Origin of the sequence: Plebeiibacterium sediminum (assembly GCF_026013605.1) — a bacterium.
GTDB classification, from domain to species: Bacteria; Bacteroidota; Bacteroidia; order Bacteroidales; family Marinilabiliaceae; genus Saccharicrinis; species Saccharicrinis sediminus.
Genome location: NZ_JAPDPJ010000006.1, coordinates 129094 through 150868 on the forward strand (window position 1 = coordinate 129094; position 21775 = coordinate 150868).

General features: G+C 34.0%; 12 protein-coding genes and 1 tRNA gene. 3 read left to right on the forward strand and 10 right to left on the reverse strand.

Annotated elements, in window-relative coordinates; all coding sequences use genetic code 11:
- Positions 1-84: 84 nt before the first annotated feature.
- Positions 85-1791 (reverse strand): glutamine--tRNA ligase/YqeY domain fusion protein, encoded by a 1707-nt coding sequence (locus OM075_RS05060; protein ID WP_301189394.1) that lies wholly within the window; start codon positions 1789-1791, stop codon positions 85-87.
- 311 nt (positions 1792-2102) lie between these two features.
- Between OM075_RS05060 and folB the strand changes: the two genes are divergently transcribed.
- The 3 genes from folB (at position 2103) to OM075_RS05075 (ending at position 3157) form a co-directional block, all read left to right on the forward strand.
- Complete coding sequence (gene folB / locus OM075_RS05065) at positions 2103-2459, forward strand: dihydroneopterin aldolase (protein WP_301189395.1); 357 nt, start codon at positions 2103-2105, stop codon at positions 2457-2459.
- Between the two features lie 254 nt (positions 2460-2713).
- Positions 2714-2785: transfer RNA gene (locus tag OM075_RS05070), tRNA-Cys, on the forward strand.
- 177 nt (positions 2786-2962) lie between these two features.
- The gene (locus OM075_RS05075) at positions 2963-3157 is read left to right on the forward strand and encodes a YwbE family protein (protein WP_301189396.1); all 195 of its coding nucleotides are present in this window, start codon (positions 2963-2965) and stop codon (positions 3155-3157) included.
- 69 nt (positions 3158-3226) lie between these two features.
- Here OM075_RS05075 and OM075_RS05080 read toward each other — a convergent pair whose 3' ends face one another.
- The 9 genes from OM075_RS05080 to OM075_RS05120 form a co-directional block, all read right to left on the reverse strand.
- On the reverse strand, positions 3227-4402 hold the full coding sequence (locus OM075_RS05080; protein ID WP_301189397.1) for an MFS transporter: 1176 nt from the start codon (positions 4400-4402) through the stop codon (positions 3227-3229).
- A gap of 138 nt (positions 4403-4540) precedes the next feature.
- The gene (locus OM075_RS05085) at positions 4541-5149 is read right to left on the reverse strand and encodes a MarC family protein (protein ID WP_301189398.1); all 609 of its coding nucleotides are present in this window, start codon (positions 5147-5149) and stop codon (positions 4541-4543) included.
- A gap of 83 nt (positions 5150-5232) precedes the next feature.
- Positions 5233-9423 (reverse strand): hybrid sensor histidine kinase/response regulator transcription factor, encoded by a 4191-nt coding sequence (locus OM075_RS05090; protein WP_301189399.1) that lies wholly within the window; start codon positions 9421-9423, stop codon positions 5233-5235.
- 479 nt (positions 9424-9902) lie between these two features.
- Positions 9903-12032, reverse strand: a complete 2130-nt coding sequence (locus tag OM075_RS05095; RefSeq protein WP_301189400.1) for an endo-1,4-beta-xylanase — start codon at positions 12030-12032, stop codon at positions 9903-9905.
- Positions 12033-12206: 174 nt separating this feature from the next.
- On the reverse strand, positions 12207-13241 hold the full coding sequence (locus tag OM075_RS05100; protein WP_301189401.1) for a DUF5627 domain-containing protein: 1035 nt from the start codon (positions 13239-13241) through the stop codon (positions 12207-12209).
- Positions 13242-13325: 84 nt separating this feature from the next.
- On the reverse strand, positions 13326-15107 hold the full coding sequence (locus tag OM075_RS05105; RefSeq protein ID WP_301189402.1) for a RagB/SusD family nutrient uptake outer membrane protein: 1782 nt from the start codon (positions 15105-15107) through the stop codon (positions 13326-13328).
- A gap of 24 nt (positions 15108-15131) precedes the next feature.
- A complete protein-coding gene (locus OM075_RS05110) occupies positions 15132-18005 on the reverse strand; it encodes a SusC/RagA family TonB-linked outer membrane protein (protein ID WP_301189403.1) in 2874 nt (957 codons plus the stop codon).
- A gap of 56 nt (positions 18006-18061) precedes the next feature.
- The gene (locus OM075_RS05115) at positions 18062-19993 is read right to left on the reverse strand and encodes a RagB/SusD family nutrient uptake outer membrane protein (protein WP_301189404.1); all 1932 of its coding nucleotides are present in this window, start codon (positions 19991-19993) and stop codon (positions 18062-18064) included.
- Positions 19994-20013: 20 nt separating this feature from the next.
- Positions 20014-21603 carry a SusC/RagA family TonB-linked outer membrane protein gene (locus tag OM075_RS05120; RefSeq protein ID WP_301189405.1) on the reverse strand — a complete coding sequence of 530 codons (1590 nt, stop codon included), beginning with the start codon at positions 21601-21603 and terminating at the stop codon, positions 20014-20016.
- Positions 21604-21775 lie beyond the last annotated feature (172 nt).

Consider the following 21775-nt stretch of genomic DNA (forward strand, 5'->3'; position numbering starts at 1 on the left):
TCCTACAAATTATTAAATATCATTGTACATCACAAAAAAGGGCGCCTCTTAAGCACCCTTTCTGTACAATTTATATAAAGATACTTACTTTTTCTTTGACCAACTGTCTTTAAGAGCAACAGTTCTGTTGAAAATAAGTTTATCCGAAGTAGAATCTTTATCTACACAAAAGTACCCAACTCGTTGAAACTGAAATTGATCCAAAGGTTTTGCATCTTTTAATGATGGCTCAACTTTTGCCGTTACTATTTTTAAAGAATCCGGATTAATAAAATCCAGGTGATCCGCATCTTTTTGTGAAGATGGAGCCTCATGATTATATAATCTGTCATACATTCTTACTTCTGCATCCACAGCATGCTCTACTGATACCCAATGCAGAATTCCTTTGATTTTACGAGTTACTGTTGTTGCACCTGATTTTGTTTCAGGATCATAAGTACAGTAAATTCCTTCGATTTCACCTGTTTCTGCATTTTTCTTAAAATCCGTACAAGTGACAGCATAAGCTCCTTTTAAACGAACTTCACGACCTGGTCCTAAGCGGAAAAACTTCTTTGGAGCATCTTCCATAAAATCATCCCTCTCAATATAAACCTCGCGAGAAAATGGAAGCTGTCTGCTACCTTTTGATTCATCTTCAGGATTATTAATTACGTCTACCATTTCAACCTGACCTTCAGGGTAATTGGTGATAATCAATTTAACAGGATCAACCACTGCATTTACACGAGAAGCCTTTTTATTTAGATCCTCACGAATACAGCTTTCTAATAATGCCACATCAATGACGCCGTCTCTACGTGCTACGCCAACCTTATCTGCAAAATTACGGATTGACTCTGGCGTATACCCTCTGCGTCGAAGACCCGAAACCGTTGGCATACGCGGATCATCCCAACCTGCCACTATTCCTTTTTGAACCAGCTCAAGTAATTTACGTTTGCTCATTACGGTGTAGTTCAGGTTTAAGCGAGCAAATTCAATCTGACGCGTTCTTCTTTCAGGAACTGGCTCTCCATCTAAAATCTGATCTAAAAACCAGTTGTATAAAGGACGATGTACTTCAAATTCCAGTGTACAGATGGAATGTGTTATTCCTTCGATAAAATCTTCTTGTCCATGTGCAAAGTCATACATTGGATAAATACACCATTTATCTCCGATACGGTGGTGCGACTGATGGATAATACGATACATCAAAGGATCGCGCATGTGCATGTTTGAAGAAGCCATATCTATTTTTGCACGAAGTACTTTTTCGCCTGCTGCAAATTCACCTTTCTTCATTCTCTCAAATAAATCAAGGTTCTCCTCAACACTTCTATTTCTGAAAGGACTTTCAGTCCCGGGTTCTGTAGGCGTACCTTTTTGAGCAGCAATTTTTTCAGCACTTTGATCATCTACATAAGCCTTTCCATTTTTAATTAATTTCACGGCCCACTCATAAAGTTGATCAAAATAATCAGAGGCAAACTTAACTTCACCTTCCCAATTAAAACCCAACCACTTTACATCTTCCTGAATACTATCTACATACTCAACATCCTCTTTCACCGGATTTGTATCATCAAATCTAAGATTACATCCACCTCCGTATTTCTGTGCCAAACTAAAATTTAAACATATAGACTTGGCATGTCCTATGTGTAAGTATCCATTAGGTTCAGGAGGGAATCTGGTTAATACAGCTCCTCCATTTTTATTTTCAGCTAAATCTTTATCTATCTCTTGATGAATAAAGTTTGTTTTTACCGTTTCAGGCGCATTTTCATGATTGTCTTTGCTCATAGGTACATTTTATTAGATTATTAGATAATAAGACAAAAGACAAAAGACAACAAGCAAGCTTGTTATCTTTACTCTATATATCTAAACTAATTCACTGATGTAACCTTATAATAACTCAAATGAGTATTACTAAAATTACTATTTTTCAATTTTAACTTGAAACCTACAAAAATAAGTGTTTTGAATATACAGAACTACATTTAATATGTTAATATGTTAAAATTTTAATGCCAATTGAAAACATTTTATTGAATCTTTTGTCTTTAATCATTTGTGATATTCATAACTTAGCACCTTCAATTTATAAAAGCATGCAAAAAGGAATTATTGAACTTGAGGAGATGGAATTTTACGCCTATCATGGTTGTTTTAAAGAAGAACAAGTGGTAGGAAATCGGTTTATAGTAAATATTGCCATTAAAGTAGATGTTGAAAAACCGAGCAAAACAGATAATATTCAGGATGCACTGAATTATGTAACGGTTTATGAACTTACGAAAAAAGAAATTCAAATCAATTCGCATTTGGTTGAACATCTTACAGAAAGAATTTTAACTGCAATACATGAAGAGTTTGATTACGTGGATTGGGTGAGAGTAAAAGTCTCAAAAATGAATCCTCCTATGGGTGGACAGATGAAAGCGGTTAGTATTACAATGGAGCGATAATAAAGTTTACTGTAAAAAGTTGAAAGCTTAAAGTGTTTTGAAATAAAGAGCAAAGAGCTTATTATCCGCTATAATTTATGCTCACTAAACAGATGAACAAAAAAGTAAAATAACAATACTACTTTTTTATCTAAAGCTAATTAATTGATAATTCAAAAGATAGATTTCAACATCAAATAAACTTTAAATTATTTCCATTTTTATTTTGCTTATAAAGGATAAAATTACTTATATTTGCAACCCGAAACACAAACGGTTCCTTGGCCGAGTGGCTTAGGCACTGGTCTGCAAAACCAGGTACGGCGGTTCGAATCCGCCAGGAACCTCACCAAAGCTCCCGATTTTCATTAGAGAATCGGGAGCTTTTTTTGCTTTACACTGAAAAGTTAGTTTTAGCCCACACCATAGGGTATAGCCCCAATTTTTTCACTATATTATAAGGTGAACACAGGAGTTAGTATAATTCGAACAACATTTGAATCAAATATTTAGAGCTAATAAAAATGGACGGAAGAGAAAGAAAGAACATTAAGAAAGGGACAAAAGTGGCAATCCTTATGAAACAAGATGAGCGCTCAGGAAATTTAACACACGGAGTTGTACAAGACGTTATTACTGAACAACCATTTCACCTGAAAGGTATTGAGTGCAAACTAAAAACCGGACAAGTTGGTCGTGTAAAGCTGATTAAACTGTAATTATTACAACCATATATTTCAAGGCTCTCATCTAACATTTAGGTGAGAGCTTTTTTTATTTTATCTCAATTACTTATTTCTGGTTTTTAAACCTAACACAAAAGGTATTGCACATAAAGCTAATACTGATGAAATTAAATAAGTTGTTTCCAACCCCAACCAGTCTCCCAGAGCTCCTGCAAAAAATACAGCTACCGCAGATGAAACAAAACTAACTGTCATATAAATACTATTCATAAACACAGGAAAATCATTAGATCTATCCTGAACTAAAGCAATTAAAACAGGTCCGGGAGCAAACACAAAAAATCCCAGCAATATCAAAAACACAAAAGAAAGATAACCTGTTGAATAAATAAACAGAAACATCATTAGCGGAGAAACAATACTAATCACCAAAAGTGTAGCCTTACGACCTATCTTATCTGATATACTCCCGGAAAATATAGTACCTAAAGCTCCTGCCAGTTGAAAAACAGCTAATGCGGAATTGGCAAACCACAAACTCTCTCCTTTATCTGCATAATAATAGGTTGGCAAAAACGCTGTTAAACCCGATTTCATAATAGCTCTGAATAAGGTTATCCCTATTACCAACAAAAAGAAAGGGATGTATTTCTTAGTTGACTGAAGTACATTTTTATTCTCAGCAGCTTTCTTTTTTATATCATCAGATATTTTGATATCCTTTAATTTAAAATACAAAATAAATGAAGCAAGCAATCCCAAAGGAATCAAACGCCATGTTCCTTCAAGTCCCCAATAAGAAACAGAAGCAGTAATTATTAAAGGTCCGGCAGTTCTGGCTAATTCACCTCCAAACATAAAATAACTCATCCCTCTTCCAACCTTATTTCCAGATAAACGTCTTACCATTGTAGGAGCAGGCACATGAAATATCCCACTACTTATTCCCATGGTGAAAAGCAAAATAGAGATAATAGTAAATGAAGGTGCTGCACCTAATAAACTCATTACAGTTGCTGTAATTGCAGGTGTAACAATAATAAAATAACGCGCAGCTGTTTTTTCTGCGATGATTCCAATAAAAGGATTAAGAAACCAGGGAATTCGCATGATTAAATCCCAGAGTGAGGCTAAGGTGAGTGAAATACCTAACTTTTCAATTAAGAGTGGCCGTAAAGGAGCCAGGAAAGAAGAGTAAATGTCATGCAACATATGTGTTGCTGCAACAATAATTACATTACCTGTTTGAAACCTTTTACTTACCACTTCCTTATTCATGCAGTATTAATTTTAAAAACAATTATTTGGGATCATAATTCTTCTAAGAACTAAATTGATACACAAAGATAAGTCAATAGAATCAATGCCCTACAAATAGGCTGGCAAATACATCCTTGATTTTTATTAAGATTATTATCAAACTCCCAACGCAAACATATTTTTAATACCTGACAATATCATATTAATACCTATTGCGCCAATAAAAAAACCATTTAGGCGCAATAAAACTTCCATATTTTTATCATAAGCTGTTTTTATTTTTTTCCCTTCCAGGCTATCCCGTATTTTCTTTAATAGATAAATTAAGAAGAAGTTAAGTCCAAATGCAGCAACTAAAACAAAGCTGCCAACTAGTGGAGTATGTTTGTATGAAGTTATAATACTTAACGAAATAGTACCTGCTCCAACCATAAATGGAAGGGCAATTTCAGAGGCTAAATCATCCAGATTTTCTTTAATCATAATTAGCGCCCGCTGACCTTTTACAATAAAAAAGTAAGCAAATGAAAAGATGATGATACCACCAAATATTCTAAATGACTCAAAGTCAATTAAAAATACTTTAACAAACAAAAACTCCCCTGATAAAAAGAAAACATAACAGATTGTTAAAGAAATAATACTTGCTTTGAAAATTACTGTAATGAATTGTTTATGATTGAGATCTTTTCTAATGGGTTCTAAATACAAAAACAATGCAAAAGGATTTAACATTATCAATAATTCTATTAGTGATGCAAGCATTTATCAATATTTTTGAGTTGTTAATAACTGTAAGTAATTCTCAAACTTAACAAAATATTGATGGGATTAAAAACAATTTCCATTTAAACATGGTGCTTTTTAATAAAATCAGAAGGTCTTTCTCCTACTTCTGTAGTAAAACATTTACTAAAATATTTAGGGTCTGAAAACCCTACTCTATAGGCAACTTCCGACACCGTTAGTTTCTCTTGTTTAAAAAGTTGTACTGCTTTTTTTATTCGCATAGACCGCACAAACTCAACTAATGACATTCCGGTAATAGCTTTAAACTTCCGAAGCACCAATGAATGACTCATACCTATTTCATCAACAATATCAGGAACCTCAAAAGTTGGATCTTCCAGTCTTGCCTCTGTAAGTTCCATAATTTTCTTAATAAACTTATCTTCAGCAGATACAACTTCAGATTCTGCTGGCTCTAAGTTCAAGTTTTTGCTAAAATGTTCTTTAAATAAATTTCTTGATTTGATGATAGAAGTTATCTGAGCCACTAAAACTTCCGTATTAAATGGCTTGGTTATATAGCTATCAGCACCAAATTTAAGACCTTTTATTTTGGATTCATCCTCAGACTTTGCTGTTAGCATTACAATAGGAATATGACTAGTTTCCTGATTTTCTTTTAATTTTTCAGTTAGTTGCATTCCATTTAACTGTGGCATCATCAGGTCTGTAATAACAATATCAGGCATTATTTCAGATATATTATCCAACGCACTTAATCCATCAGGAAAATGTGTAATACTGAAGTGCACTTTAAAAATCTCAGCTAAATAAGTTGCTAATTCAATATCATCCTCCACTATTACCATTTTATGATAGCTTCCTCCTGTAATTTCCTTGAAGAAATCAGAGTATGAGCCTTTACTTAACTTAATTTTGCCTGATTGTTCAAACTCAATTTGTTCTTCAACTGTATCTCCAACAAAATCTTTGAATGGTAATATGATATCAAAACGACAACCACCTCTTTCTAAGTTTTTTATGGTAACAGACCCTTTATGTAGCTCAACATACTCTTTTACTATCGCTAATCCAATACCTGTTCCTCCAATATTTGATTCTTCAACTGATTTTGCCTGATAAAAACAATCAAACACATGGTCTATTTCACTTTGAGGTATTCCAGGCCCATTATCTGCAACAGAAATTCTTATTTGATTTTCATTGTTTTTTGGATTTACAATATTCGTTTCACATTCCAACTCTAACAAACCTCCTTCCTGAGGTAAAAACTTGATTGCATTGGAAATCAGGTTATAAATAACCGTCTCCAACAATTGCCAGTCCGCTTTTATGTAAATACCTTCAGGAATATTATATACAACCTTAATATTTTTACTCTTTACTGCTAACTCAAACTCATACATCACCTTTGTTAACAACTCTTTTATAGATATTTTAGAGTGCTTTAATGTATATAACCCATCATCCATTTTCCTCAATTCCAGCAACCTGTTCACCTGGTTAAGCAAACGCCTCATATTACGCATGATTACACCTGATAAGTCTTTAGCTTCAGCAGGTAATTCTTCAATAGATGCCAGCTGTCTTAAAGGCTCATTTATCAATGTTAACGGAGTTCGTATTTCATGCGATACATTGGTGAAAAAACGAATTTTTGCCTCTGATATCTCAACTTCCTTTCTATGTTCCAATTCCTGAATTTGTAATTGGTTTTTTTCCTTCAGTCTTATTAATGAATATCTTCTAAAAGCCAACAATAAGAACAAAATAAAACAAAGATATAGTGCATAAGCCCATGGTGTTAACCAAAATGGAGGCTGCACCACAATTTTTAATTCTGCAGTCTTTTCGGACCATGATCCATCGCTATTGGAGGCTTTAACCTGAAGCCTGTAATCTCCCGATTGCAAATTGGTAAATGTAACACTTCGATCCTGCCCTAATATTTCAATCCACTGATCATTAAAGCCTATTAATCTATACTTATATTTCGTCTTATCCTTTAAATAGTTCGTATTTAAAGATGAAAATTCTATTGAAAATAACTTTTCGTTGTGCTTTAATTTAATTGATTTACTATAAGTAATTTCATTATTCAGAATAACCCTGCCATCATACTTATAACCAGGAACTATTTTATTATTTAATACAGAAAGGTTTGTAAAGTAAACAGGCAGGTTTTTTAAATCATGAATAACACTATCAGGATTAAAATAAACCAAGCCATTTAACCCTCCAAAAAATAGTCGCTGACTATTTATTCCGTTATATTGGGCACTTTCATCATAGCTTTGCACTACATCTAAATCATCCGGAATAAATTCTATAACATTACCATCTTCTCTGGAATAGCGACAAAGACCTCTATTTGTTCCAAGCCATAAAAAGCCATTTTTATCCTCACTAATTGTATACACAATTCCTCCTGGCAAACCATCTTTTTCAGTTATTTCCTTAAAAGAAATAGTTCCATTTTTTAAGGATTTTTCAAGAGTTGATCCCTTAGCAGGAATAAGTTTAGCTAAGCCTCTCCCTGTTCCCAACCATATTTCACCGTTTTTTGATTCAAATATTTTATAAATATCATTATGTGATAGTGAATTTTCTTTACCAGGAACATGCGTATAAACATCAAAACTTCCTTGCTTAGAGATCACCTGATCCAAGGGTGCAATATTTAACCCTCCTCCTTTAGTTCCAACTAACAAATAGCCATTTGATGTTTCGTGTAAAGAAAGTACCACATTATTACTTAATCCCAACATTTCTTTGGATGTTCCCATATACTTGGTTATTTCATTGGTAGAAGTATTAACATATCCCATTCCACCTCTCCATGTTCCAAACCAAATATTGCTATAATGATCTTCCATTAAAGAGAACACATAACCTCCAACTTCATAATCATTAAATTCTCCATTGGCTCTGCAACAAATTAGTGAGGTCAATGAAGTTCCTAACCAAATATTATCTTGCTTATCTAATAAAAGGGTTTCTATTAATTTATCTAATTTTTGTCCATCGAACTCTACCTCTAATTTGCGATTAAAGTTTAAATCATTATTATTAAGATTATACTGATAAATGGAGCCATTCAGTGTACCTAACAACAACTGATCACGTTTTGAAAATACGGCCTTTATCTTCTCAAACTTTACCAGCCTGTTTTTTTCATTTTTGGTAGTAACAAATCGAAACGGATTTGTAGATAAATTAATGGTACAAAGCTCAGACCCTTCTGTTCCAATCCATAACAACCCATCATCATCGTAATAAAGATCATTAATAATATTAACTGTATTTAACTCTTCTTGATTCAATAAATCATTATAATAAATAATTTTATCTCCTTCAAGCCGTGCTAATCCGGATCCTTCTTCAATAAACCAAACATTATTCTTCTGATCAATAATAACATCATCAATACGATTTGACCTAAGATGAAATGGCTCATCTACCCGGGCACTGTAAATTGTTTCTTCATAACTATCACTATCTGATTGAGCTATTAATTTAATAAGTCCATCATAGTTTGCAAGCCAAATATTTCCTGCATTATCTTTAGTTATAGCCTTTGTAATACTTACCCATCTTAAACCGGGTGAAATTACTTTAAAATCACCCTTCTCAATATCAAATACAAATACTCCGGTACTTGAACCAACAATAAGCTTTTTCTCATTCAGGGCAAAAATGTTTTGCGCACTAATATTTCTATCTCTTGGAATAAAGGGTTCATTATTAAATTTTCTAAAAACAGCACCTTCTGTAACATTAATAAATTGATCTTTCTGCTTATTATATTTTAATAAACCAACAGAAGTAGCGGCCCATACATCCTGATTTTTATCGATAGAAATATCTCTTACAAAACCATCAAATGTATCATATGGGTAACGTTTAAAACTTCCATTTTTTAAACCTAATCTATTTATTCCACCTCCACGTGTTCCTATCCATAAAAAAGAATCTCGCTGAACCTCTAAACAGCTAATTTCATTATTTGAAACTGAATTTTTGTTTTCAGGATCATATTTATAACTAATGTATTGATATCCATCAAAACGATTTAAACCATCTTTGGTCCCAACCCATAAAAAACCGGTGCTATCTTTAGCAATACACTGTACTGACAAATGAGAAAGTCTGTTTGTGGATTCTACATTTTTTATTTTATAATCTATAGCAAATAGATTTAATGCAAAAAATAGAACACCCATCAACAAAAATACTCTGGCATAACTCATAACAAACCTTACAATTAAATGCATATTTACTCTCTCCATAATAAAAAATCTATAAGCGAAATAAAAAGTACCCAATACGTATACTTATCTAAATCTTTTAAAATGCCTAAATAAACTAATTCCCAATAAGTTGATGGATAGAAAGAGTAACTATTATTTTAATTACCCTACATAATAAAAAGAAATACAATTACTATGATTGACTTCTTGATAATTCCTAAAAATACAGTCTTTTAAATGTATAAACAAAACTATTAAGCAGATTTTTAGAGCAAAACACTAAAAGATTCCATGAACATAAGATTTAATCCATACGAATTAATTCATCATGATACTTTCAGGTAACACAAATCCTATTAAATAGGATTATAGTTCAAAATAGCGTAAAAAAAAAGGTTGCTACAATAGCAAACCCTAAATCTATTTCTAAAAGCATAATAACAAAGAAAACCCTCTCTTAATTCTGCCAACAGCAAAAAAAGAGAGGGTTAAAGTGAATTTATGAGAATCCTAAAACCTTATTCCTGAGCTCCCAAGCCTATGGCAAAACCCATAAAGGCTTCTTTTCTATTAAATCCGGCATTCCATAAGCCATTGTCTCCAACAGGGCTTGATAAAGAGATTCCGTATTGTTGCGAAACTGGCACCTTTGATACATATAAATCTAATACTCCTTTATAAATTTCAGATAATAAAGGATCTGGTATAATTTTAACATCTGAACCAATAGGAGTTTTAACATATAAGTTAGTGATATAAATCAACTTACCTGTTGCAGCTAAGTCTTCCAACATACTTCCAACTGCTTCTAAATCAGAATCCATATATAGTGAAAGATTAACAGCTATACCATCAATATCAGCGATAGTATTAGCATAACTAATCACCGCATTTAGCTTATCTGCATTTGAATTTAAGTCTGTTTCACTAATAAATAATTTAGCTCCAGCAGACGCATTTTCTCTAGCTAAACTAAAAGCCATACTAATGTAATCCTCTCCTAAATAATCAGCCCAGAAAAAAGCTCCTTCTTCACTTACTCCTCCACTAACAGCTACACTACCGTCTGCTGCAAATGGATTCTTCACCACAGTCCAGTCACTAATTCTATCACCTAATGAAGTTAAAACATTAGTAATACATTCACTTAAGGCACTATTTGCAGCTGATTGTTTCTCCTCATCAGAAACATCTAATGTAACTTCTTCTTGTGCTATAGCAGCAGAACCTAAACCTGTAGGTCGGTTTGAAGTCATAGTTAAATATATCTTATCAAATAAATGACCTCCTTCACGAATTTTAAATGAAACAGAATGCTCTCCTGCATCAAATTGAAATGCATCTCCTGTTGAATAATTATGCTTAGACCACTGCCACTCACTATCATTCTGAAATTCAATACCATTATGATAAAAATAAGTCCCTCCATCAATACTGATATACCATGAATCATCTGTTCCATTCGCTACTTCACATTTATGTCTTAACCACAAATAGTATGTACCTGCTGTATTCACATTAAAAGTGTAAGTAAACTGATAATCCTGATTACTTGCATCAGATGGTAATCCTGTTGCTACATGATTATTACTTGAAACGCCATCAATTGTTCCATTTATATATTCTCCTCCGGAAACAGCTGTTGTACTTCCACTTTCTACAAACATCCATTGTCCTTTTTCTTGCGCATCCTCACACTCCAAAAATATCTCATCTGGGTTGTCCACTGATCCATTTAAGTTAACAACCGAAAGTCCTTGAATATTCAAAAAATATGAAACATCAGGAGTTTTGCCTAACTCAATATTAAAAGAGAAGGCTCCACTTCCATCAAAATCATCTGTTTGAATCTGAATTCTATTCCAACCAATTTTAGTAGTAAATGTAGCTCCTGTTATTCCTGATCCTAACCAGTCAAATTCAGGTTCATTATTATTTAAACCAGTAAAAGTTACTCTTCCTTCTCCTGATTTATTTGACAATACATAGAAAGTCAACTCAAATTTAGCACCTTCTGCAACTGTATAAACCGGAGACTGAATTGATGTAGCATCATAAGAAGCTTCTGATGTACCATTTACCATCTTAATAGATGCATGACCTAAATAATCTTCAATTGAAACATCTCCTGTTACATTCCACCCGGTAAAACTTCCATCATTTAAAGGGGCAGGTTTTACCATATTAGGAAAAAGTGGAGTCAAATACACATATGGAGCAACAAATGAATTCAAATAAGTATCATTTTGATTAAAGTTTGAAATAATTGCATCTCCATAAACAGATAAGCCTTTTTCTTGTGCGGCTGATACATAATTATACGCAGCTAAAAAATCATAACGTCCATCTTCTGTTAAAAATACTTCAGAAGTAAGTTCTGACGATGGCGTAACCTGTTCAAAATTTGTCATTAATAATGACGACAAAGAACCTGATGAAATATCATCTAACGAAGCATTAGAACCCAATATTAGATCACCCGAATAGGTTTTCAAAACATCGTAGCTACTAACTTTTTCGCCAACTATGACACTAACCGGCTTTTCAACCTCAACACCAGCTTCAACTTCTTCATCAAGCTCGGCACAGGAAGACATAAGCACAGCCGCAGTCAATACGACAAAATATGTTTTATTAAATATTTTCATATCTCTAAATTTAAAATCTAAAACTCTAAAATGAAATTTGCCAACCTAATAGTTAACTAAAATCTATGTATAAATTATGCTGGTTCATTTCATAACTTTTTAAATTTCTCTTAAACCAGCTCTATGAATTCTTTCTGAATCATAGAGCCAATTTTAAAAGTTTATTTTATAGAACTACTCTTTTGATACAAGTCGATATTCAGGAGCAACACCTCTGTTTCTACAAACTAATGTATCTTTTGTAGCATATGTATACCCTAAATCAGTAAGTTCAACAGTATAATCCAAATAAAGCGCATCTCTATCGTAACCACCCATGCTATTTTTCTCACCATCAGTAACGAATTTACCTGTTCCTGATACTGTATATGAAGAAGAATTGCTTGACACTGTACAATTATTGTTATCATCAAATGCTAATAATAATTCAATGTTTGCGCGAGTTGTTTCATTATCATCCTCTTTAATTGAAACTGGTAATGAACATTCGGTTAATGATAACGTAGAAACACTTACTAACTCATCTCTTTCAACATATTCTTCTCTCCGAATATCTGTTACAGAACTAACTCCATCACTAATAACATCTTCGCCTCTTCTTAGATAATTGGCATGGTACTGATTAACATACTTAATACCATAAAGCACATAATCTTTTGGAGCTAATTCCCAATCTGCAGCAATAAACCTATCTGGATTCTCAACTAAAGGTTTGCCACTAAGAATACTATCTGCATTTGCTACATCTGTCATAACAAGAGGAATAACATAATGCTGATCTAATGCAAGAGGATCTGCAAAAAAATCAGGAGTTAACTGTACCTCAACACCCCCTAAAATCTCACCGGCTTTAATTGTAATTTGATTACTCGCAAGATTATAATAACTTGAAGGCATTGCCACTAATTCTGAAGATCCTGAAGTATAACTTAGTCCTTCACATAAAGTTTCATCAACTACAATATTAATAGTTCTGTCCTTTGAGTTTGCATAAACACCTCCCATTGTGGCAGTTATCTTAACTTTTCTCTCATTATCAATAGTGTTATCGACCTGAGGATCTTCACCCAACTCCAACGTTCTTATAGGAGACTGATTTGCAAAATAAACAGTTGTATAATCAAAATCAGGATAAGAAACGTCCTCATTATCACAAGAGAACAAAACGCCTGCAATAAAAACCGCTAATAATATTTTATGTATTTTCATGTGTAATAATTTTTTTCCATGGTTACATGAAACGCACCAATAAGCTTTTATTATGGATTGTTTCATGCATTTAATTATTAAATATTATTCCCAACCTCTGTTTTGTATAAGATTATCATACTTAAGTATTTCACTGTATGGAATAGGTCCATAAGTCATATAATCACTATATGTACGAGCCTCAACATCAAACACTTCACCAGTACTTGCATCATAACCTTTTGCTGTTTCTGTAAGATCAGCTGCCCATCTGCGTAAGTCCCAAAAACGAAATCCTTCAAAACAAAGCTCAAGTCTTCTTTCATTACGTATTAAGGTTCTCATTTCATCTTGATTACCTTTAATAGACTCCAGATAAGCATCTCCATTTCCAGCTCCAACACCAGCTCTTGCACGAATTGCTTTAATGATATCATATGCAGAATAGTCTGCACCAGGAGCTGCACCCATAGGGCCATAGGCTTCATTGGCCGCCTCTGCATAATTCAAGAACAATTCAGTATATCTGATACGAGGCTTAAAGTTTTTCTTACCCTGCCATTTATCATTTTCGTTACTCGCTGTCGACTGAGTATCATAGAGTACATCTTCTCTCAATCGTTTCTTCATATAATAACCAGTTCGGGTTGATGTTTCTAAAGCATTAATCCCATCTTCAGTGCCTGAGGCACTTCCTGTTGATATAGTAGTTGATCCTATTTGCCCACCATTAAATAAAATATACTGAGCTAATCGTGGATCTCTGTTTGCAAATGGATCTTCACTAGAATAGTCACTAGACAATGTTATCGGATAACCATTTACATCCGGAAAAGCATCTACCAGATTTTGAGTTGGATTCATTCTTCCATTACCATGCATAGAAGGAGGAAAATTATCACGCTCTTCACCAAATGCATTTGTAGAATAGTTTTCCCTCCAAAGAATCTCTGCAAAATTATTGCCATTAGCTAAGGCATCAATAGCTCCAGTATTTTTATAGTAAATATCACCATCTTCATCAAAACCAGATAGACCGCCAATAATATTAAGTGCATTACTTGAATATACTGCTGCATCTGCCCAGGTTGTTGTATTTGTTCCTCCCTGAAAAGCAGGACTTGCTGCCAAAAGTGTAACTTTTGAACGATAAGCCATAACAATCTGTCCATCAACCAACTGCTTTGCAAAATCACCCATCACTCGGTTATATGTACTTGATAAAGTAACCATATCTTTATATTTATCAGGAACTTCACTTAAATCTCCAACGCTATTATAATTTGTTGGCAAATTAAGAAGGGCTTTATCAAAGTCACTTAATATTTGATCTACACATTGTTGAAAAGTTGCTCGTGGTACATTAAAATCGGCATGTGCATCCTGAAACTCCGTTAAAATAGGAACACCCAACAATTCACCATTAGTTCCGTACCCAGCGTGGTTTCTTAAAAGGTAGTATAAAAATATACCCCTTAAACCATAAGCTTCACCTTTCAAACGCATATTAAAAAGTTCTGCAGCTTCTGGATCAGTAGTCCATTGAATATCATCACATTTTTCTAAAAATGTGTTAATATATTGAATAGATCCATAACCTTCAACCCACATATCAACAGGATTACTTGATGCCGACCATGATCCGGTATTCATTTTAACCCATGAACTACCTCTGTCATTAGACACTGCATCATCAGTTGCCCAGGAACTTCTTCTATACATATTTGGTAAATAACGATATGATTGAGTTAATACACCCTGTGCAAAAACAGGATCATCATACATCAAATCAAGATCCTTTAAATTCTCTATTGCAGGGTCAAACAAATCTTCGCAGCTTGACAAAACAACTAAACTGATCAAAAGGAATAAAATATGTCTTTTCATTGTCATACTTTTTAAAATTTTTAATTAGAAAGTAGCCTTTACTCCTAGATTATAAAACCTACAGTAAGGAGCGCCTCCAACATTCATTTCCATCATTTTACGTTCTTTTGATAATGTCAATAGATTTTGTCCATTAACATATAAACTCAATTGACTTAGCAATGAGTTCTCATTAAACATTGATTTTGGAAAATCGTAAGTCACCTGAACACTTCTTAAATCAAAACGATTGTTATCATACTTCCAGAATGTTGAGTTTCGATAATTATTAGTATTCGATGTAGCACTTAATCGTGGATATGTTGCCGTTGCAGCTGTTTGAGGAGTCCATCTTCCAAGTACTTCTTCTGAATATTTACGGTTTCCATAAACCCAGTAATAACTTGAATTTTTAAATCCTATGGCTCCAGATTGTCCTTGACCTAATGCAAATAATGTCCAATTTTTATACTTCAATGTAAGATTTAAACCATAAGTAAATGGCGAAGCTCCTGAACCACTTTTCCCTAACTTTTTTTGATCTCGTGAATCAATAATTCCATCATTATTAAGGTCACTATACTTTAAATCTCCTGGAGCAACACTACCTAAACTATAAGTATTGGCATGGCTGGCAATATCCTCTTCACTAGTATAAAACCCTTCACAAACATATCCCCAAGAAGCATCTAAAGGTTTACCTGCTCTATACTGATAATCATCCTCATATACCTCATCTCTTACCGTTGCTTCTGAATTATAAATCATTCCAACAAAACCTAGTTTATACTCCAATTCGCCAACTTTATTACTATATGATGCAGAAAAGTCAATACCTGTTCTTTTATCCTGATTAAAATTAATATATGGAAGATAACTGAAGTCAATAACCTCTTGCCCTTGCGAATTCCACGTAGTGCGCTCATAATATGTAGGATAAACCGTATTTTCACCCCTACTTAGCAGGCCATCTGTCTCCTGATCGAAGTAATTCATTTCAAGAGCCACTTTATTATCAAACATCGCAGCTTCAAATCCCACTCTCAGTTCTTTACGCGTAATAAAGTCTAAATCCATGTTAGTACCTCTTCTGGATCTGGTTGCTTTTCCACCTCCTGCACCATCTTGCCAGTTTACCCATGTATCGTCATTATAATACCCTTGGTACATATAATATTCAGCAATATCAATATCCTGATTTAGCTTACCGTAAGAGGCATTTAACTTTAGATGATCAAGAAAAGAAACATCTTGCAAGAAGTTCTCCTCACTTAAGGTCCAACCCAAACTAACTGTTGGAGAAAAAGCTCTTCGATTACCTTCAGGTAATTGTGCAGAATGTAATATTGCCCCTGAAAAATCCACATAATACTTGTGCGCATAATTATAGGCTAATTGTAAACCAAGATTTGCATTACTAACCCTATGGTAATCACTTCCATCATGTCCTTCATCAACAGACTGACCATATTGAAATCCCCATGCAATCAAATTACCACTAAAATTATTTACCTTATTAAAAGATCTTTCATAATTTAATTGAGAATAAAAAGTAATAGTTTGTTTGTATTTGGAATCTCCAACATACTCATTTGTTGCATTACCATCGTCACCATATTTATTCAATCCAATAATCATATCCTGACCATTCATATTTGACCAAACAGGATTATAAGTTGCATAAGGAAGTTTATATGCTTCAGAATAGTAATTGTTATAATCAATGGCAAATGCATTAGAAAAAGAAAGCCCCTCTGTAATACCACTTAAATCAGCAGTAGCACTTACCTTAAACTGAAACACACGAGTTTTATAACGAATATACCCCGCAGCCAACATATCTGCAAACGCATTGGTTTGAACAGCATTGTTTCCTCCTAATAAATAATCACCATCAATCAGGTTATTACTATTGTAAACAATGCTCTGCAATTCTTCGTTATTAGGGTCGAGCATACTTACTGGAATTAATCGAGTATACCAATTTGGGCGCATTTCTGAACTTTCTTTCCAAAAATCACCACGACCTGTATATTCATTGTTAAAACGTACAGCAGCACTAGTTGAAGCGGTTAACCAATTTGTCAATTCCATATCCAAATTACCCCTAACACGCAAATTAAGGTCATTATTTTTACTTTGCTCACCATAATTCATCAGGTCGTTGTTATAGCTCACTCCAAAATTAGTGTAATACTGAGTTCTATCATCACCTCCAGATATTTCAACAGTTGCATCTGTTTTATAAAAAACTTTTCTTAAATAATCAGATGAGTAATAATCAAGATCCGGGTATTTATAAGGATTAGCTCCCTCTGCAGTATTATAGATTGTCTCATCGCTATATCTATGCGCTTCTCCATCATTGTCCTGTGCTTCATTATACAAAGTCATATAACCAACTGCATCTAAATACTTAGGATAACTCTTAGGTACATACATACCCCCATTAGCCCTTACTTCAATTGATAAAGGTTTAACTTCACCTCTTTTAGTTGTAATGAGCACAGCTCCCTTTGCAGCCTTGCTTCCATATAGTACCACAGCACTAGCACCTTTCAGTACTGTAACCGTTTCTATTTCTGTCACATCAATATCAGCAGCACTTCTTGGTATACCATCGATCAGAACTAGAGGATTTTGTCCCCAAATACTACCTGTATATCCACCAACAAAACTACTAATAACATCGAGCGTGTTGGTTTGATAGTTCTTTTCCAATAAATTAGAAACATTAACACTTGAAACTCCTCCAAGAAGATCTCTCTTAGCCATAGTTCCAAATGCCACATTAACAATACTATCCTGATCGTTAAGTGTTTGAATACTATCTGGTTTTTCCTGAGCCTGCACTTCAGCCACTGCTATACTTAACATGACCAATAAAGCAGAACAGGTATTTATAAATAATTTCTTCATTTCATTGCAAATTAAAGTTTGATAAATCAATAAAAACTTTATCATCATTAATCAAATTACCATCCCGGGTTTTGTCCAAACTCTTTGTAAATAGTAACATCCTCATTTACAAAAGGAAACCAATAATGCTTAGCCGTGAATTGTCTTTCAAAAATAACATTCATACTTAAATTCAATACTTTGGCATCTTTGTAATTCTCAGCTAAGGCTGCACCTGTTAAACCTTCAGGATCTCTTTCAAATTCCAGACTACACTTTAAATTATAAGGACTCTTATCCAATAATTTCCATCTACGTAAATCGGCAAAACGATGTCCTTCAAAAGCCAACTCTACAGCACGCTCTCTTCGAACTTCACTCATAAAACCATCTAAAGATGATGTAAACTTACTTGCAACACGACCAACTCCTGCTCTATCACGTATAACATTAATTGCATCCACTGCGGTTTTAGAATAGGTACCGGCACTTTGATTTACTCCATAACCTACTGCAGTAGCTTCTGCGTACATTAAATATACATCAGCCAATCGCATTAACGATAGAACCACGCAGTTATTAGTCATTGTTAAACTTTCAGTATTTTTCTCAGCTAATCGAGGTCTCCACTTTGTTAATGCAAGTCCGGTAAGATTTGATCGTCCTGGATTTGATGGTATATTTCTCGCATGACCTTCGCTATACAAACTAGCAAATTGAATACCTTCATCAAGCGATTCAGATGCACTACATCTTTCTCCATCAATTACATAATCATTATAAAATCTAGGATCTCTGTCTTTCCATGGGTATTCAGAAGAATATCCAGATTCTGCATCACTCAGGGTAACATCCCTGCTTTCATTAATTGGTAATCCGTTTGCCATTCCATAATTATCAAAAGCATAGTTAGCTGTAGGGCTAATATAATATCCCCCTTGACTTAGGTCTTTTGATATATAATCATTGATTTGATTCCACCTGAAACGTGTTGCAGCATTAGTTGCATTTTCCCAAAAAATAGTTTCCTGAATATTACCATTTGAACTAAATCCAGGAATTTTTCCTCTACTATTTTGAGTGTAAAACAGATTTGAATATTCACTAAATGGAACTAATCCATATCTGCCTGTTGATTCAGATAAAGACAATGCTTGACCTAAGACATCGGCAGCCTCCTGACAATATTGTTCATTATAAGTTGCAGAACCTCCTGAAGCTTCATTCATTAAAGGACTACCTGCAAAAAGCAAATTTTTACCCAAATAAGCCAAAGCCATAATTTTATTTGCCCTCTGCATATTATTCCCTTTTGTAAAGGTTCCTGCTTCTGTATCATCCCAATCAACGGGTAGCAATTCAGCAGCTTTCCTAAGGTCTTCACTTACCTTATCAGCAGTTTCCTGATAAGTTAATCTAGGAATACGTATTGGTACATCAGAAGGTAAAACCTGATCAATATAAGGTAATCCTCCCCAATATTTCATCAACTCCAAATGAAACCAACCTCTAAAGAAATAAAGTTGACCGGCAATCAAATCCTTCTCCTCCTGAGTTGCATCTGTTAAAAGATCTAAGTTTTCGATACCGATATTTGTTTTTCGGATACCATACCAGCAAAATGACCACAAATAACCTTTGTCTTGATTATTCGTTGATTTTACTTTATTAACAACGTCATCAGTTTTTTTGAAACCAGAATAAAATTCACCTGACCATCCCCAATAATTACCACGATCAATCATATTTGCCAAAGCAGTAGTAGCCGATTGATCCCAATAAACTTCTTCACCAAGATTAAATGAATTGTGCCAGGAATAAGCAGTATATACAGGAATACAAGCATATAACTCTTCAGTAAATCCTTGAAAATTCCTAAAATTTTCAAAAGGTTCAGTCGGATCAATATCACTTTCCGGTGATTTATCCAAATAATCCTCGCAGGACACGATCCCCAATATGCCTAATAAGAATAGAGCATAAAAAGATATTTTTAAATATTTCATCATCAAATTCATTGTAATAGTAATTAGAAAGTTATATCAACACCGAATGTAACACGACTCATTGTTGGATAAGCTCCATTTCTTGAATTTTGACCAGATGTATTACTTTCCCTATCATCTGGCATATCAGTCCATAAAAATAAATTGTTACCACTAACATATAACTTACATGAATTCATACCAACTAACTTAGTCCATCCCTTCTTAAATGTATATCCAAGTTCAGCCGTTTTTAAACGAACGTATGAACCATCATACCAATATCTTGTTCCTCTTGCATCACTAGCTTTGTTCGCAATCCATCTTGGTAAAGGCACATCACCACCTTCATCAACAGTCCAATAGGTTCCCTCATCATAGGCAATATCTTTTGTTTCATAAAAAGTTGGGAAATTTACTTCTCTGGTTACATTAGATACACCATAAAACTGCATTGAGAAGTTCAGGCCCTTCCAATCAACCCCAAGAGTTGCACTATAGGTATTTTGAGGAATGCCAGAAAATCCATAAGGAGCTCTATCATCCTGATCAATCAACCCATCCCCATTAAAGTCAATAATATTGTAGTCTCCTGCCAATTTACGGGCATTTTCCTCTTGACGTACAGTACTTCCTAGTACATCATCCCAGCTTGATAAAAATCCTGAATCAATATATGATCTGACTTGATTAATAGTATAACCTTCGCTTTTTTGATACTCTGGAGTAAACTCTGTATCATCAGCAAATTCTACTTTATTGGTAGCATGTGTCATGTTTACATTGGCCCAAAGTCTCAATTCCCTGATTTGTTTACTTAGTCTAACCTCAAATTCATAACCTGAAGCTTTAACTTCACCAAAGTTACCATCTGATGGTTTACCCCCAAAGAATGAAGGAATAGCTCTGTTACCTCCAGATAGCAGAATATTCGATCTATAATCGTTAAAATAATCAAATGACCCTGCAATTAGTCCACCTAAAAAAGCATAATCCACACCAATATTTCTTTTTTCAACAGTTTCCCATGAAATATTTGGGTTTCCTACTCGTGAATTTGTAAAATAAGTATAAATCGATTCTGTATTAGAATAAGAGCCTAAGAAAGCGTGATTACCATAAACCCATTGATCAGCGTATAAAAATCTACCGCCGATAGCATCATCACCAATTCGTCCCCATGAACCACGAATTTTAAACATATCAATAAAACTCATAGTTTTCATAAAAGATTCTTCTGATAACATCCATCCTGCAGAAAGCGAAGGAAAAAAATCAAATCGATAACCTGGACCAAACTTTTCAGAACCATTATATGCTCCGTTAGCCTCAAACATATATTTCTTATTGTAATCATATGTCAAACGAAAAACCCAGTCTTCGCGATAACGTGCAAATTCATTACCTCTTGCATTTTTTTCGCGACTAAACAATCCCAATGCAGTTACATTATGTACTCCAAATGAGTGAGCATAGTTTAATTTTGCAGAATAATACTGTTTTCTGTATGTTCTACCAGTATCCACTTTTCCACTCTTTGTAGTCCAAAGAACCTGATCAACAAAGTCAAACTGAGTTCCTGAATTTATTGGTTGTTCAAAAATCACTTCACCTGTTTCAGGGCTTATTCGCATACGCTGAACTTTGTTATAATGTTCATCTTCGATTCCTCTGTCATCCTCTAAAAAAGTATTATCGTTAGAGTAAGTAATTGGATATTCTTGATCATGTTGACCCCCTTTCCCGAAGCCGGTTCATGTGATGTTTTCCGCATGACATTCCGGCGGATGTTGACCCCTTTAAGTA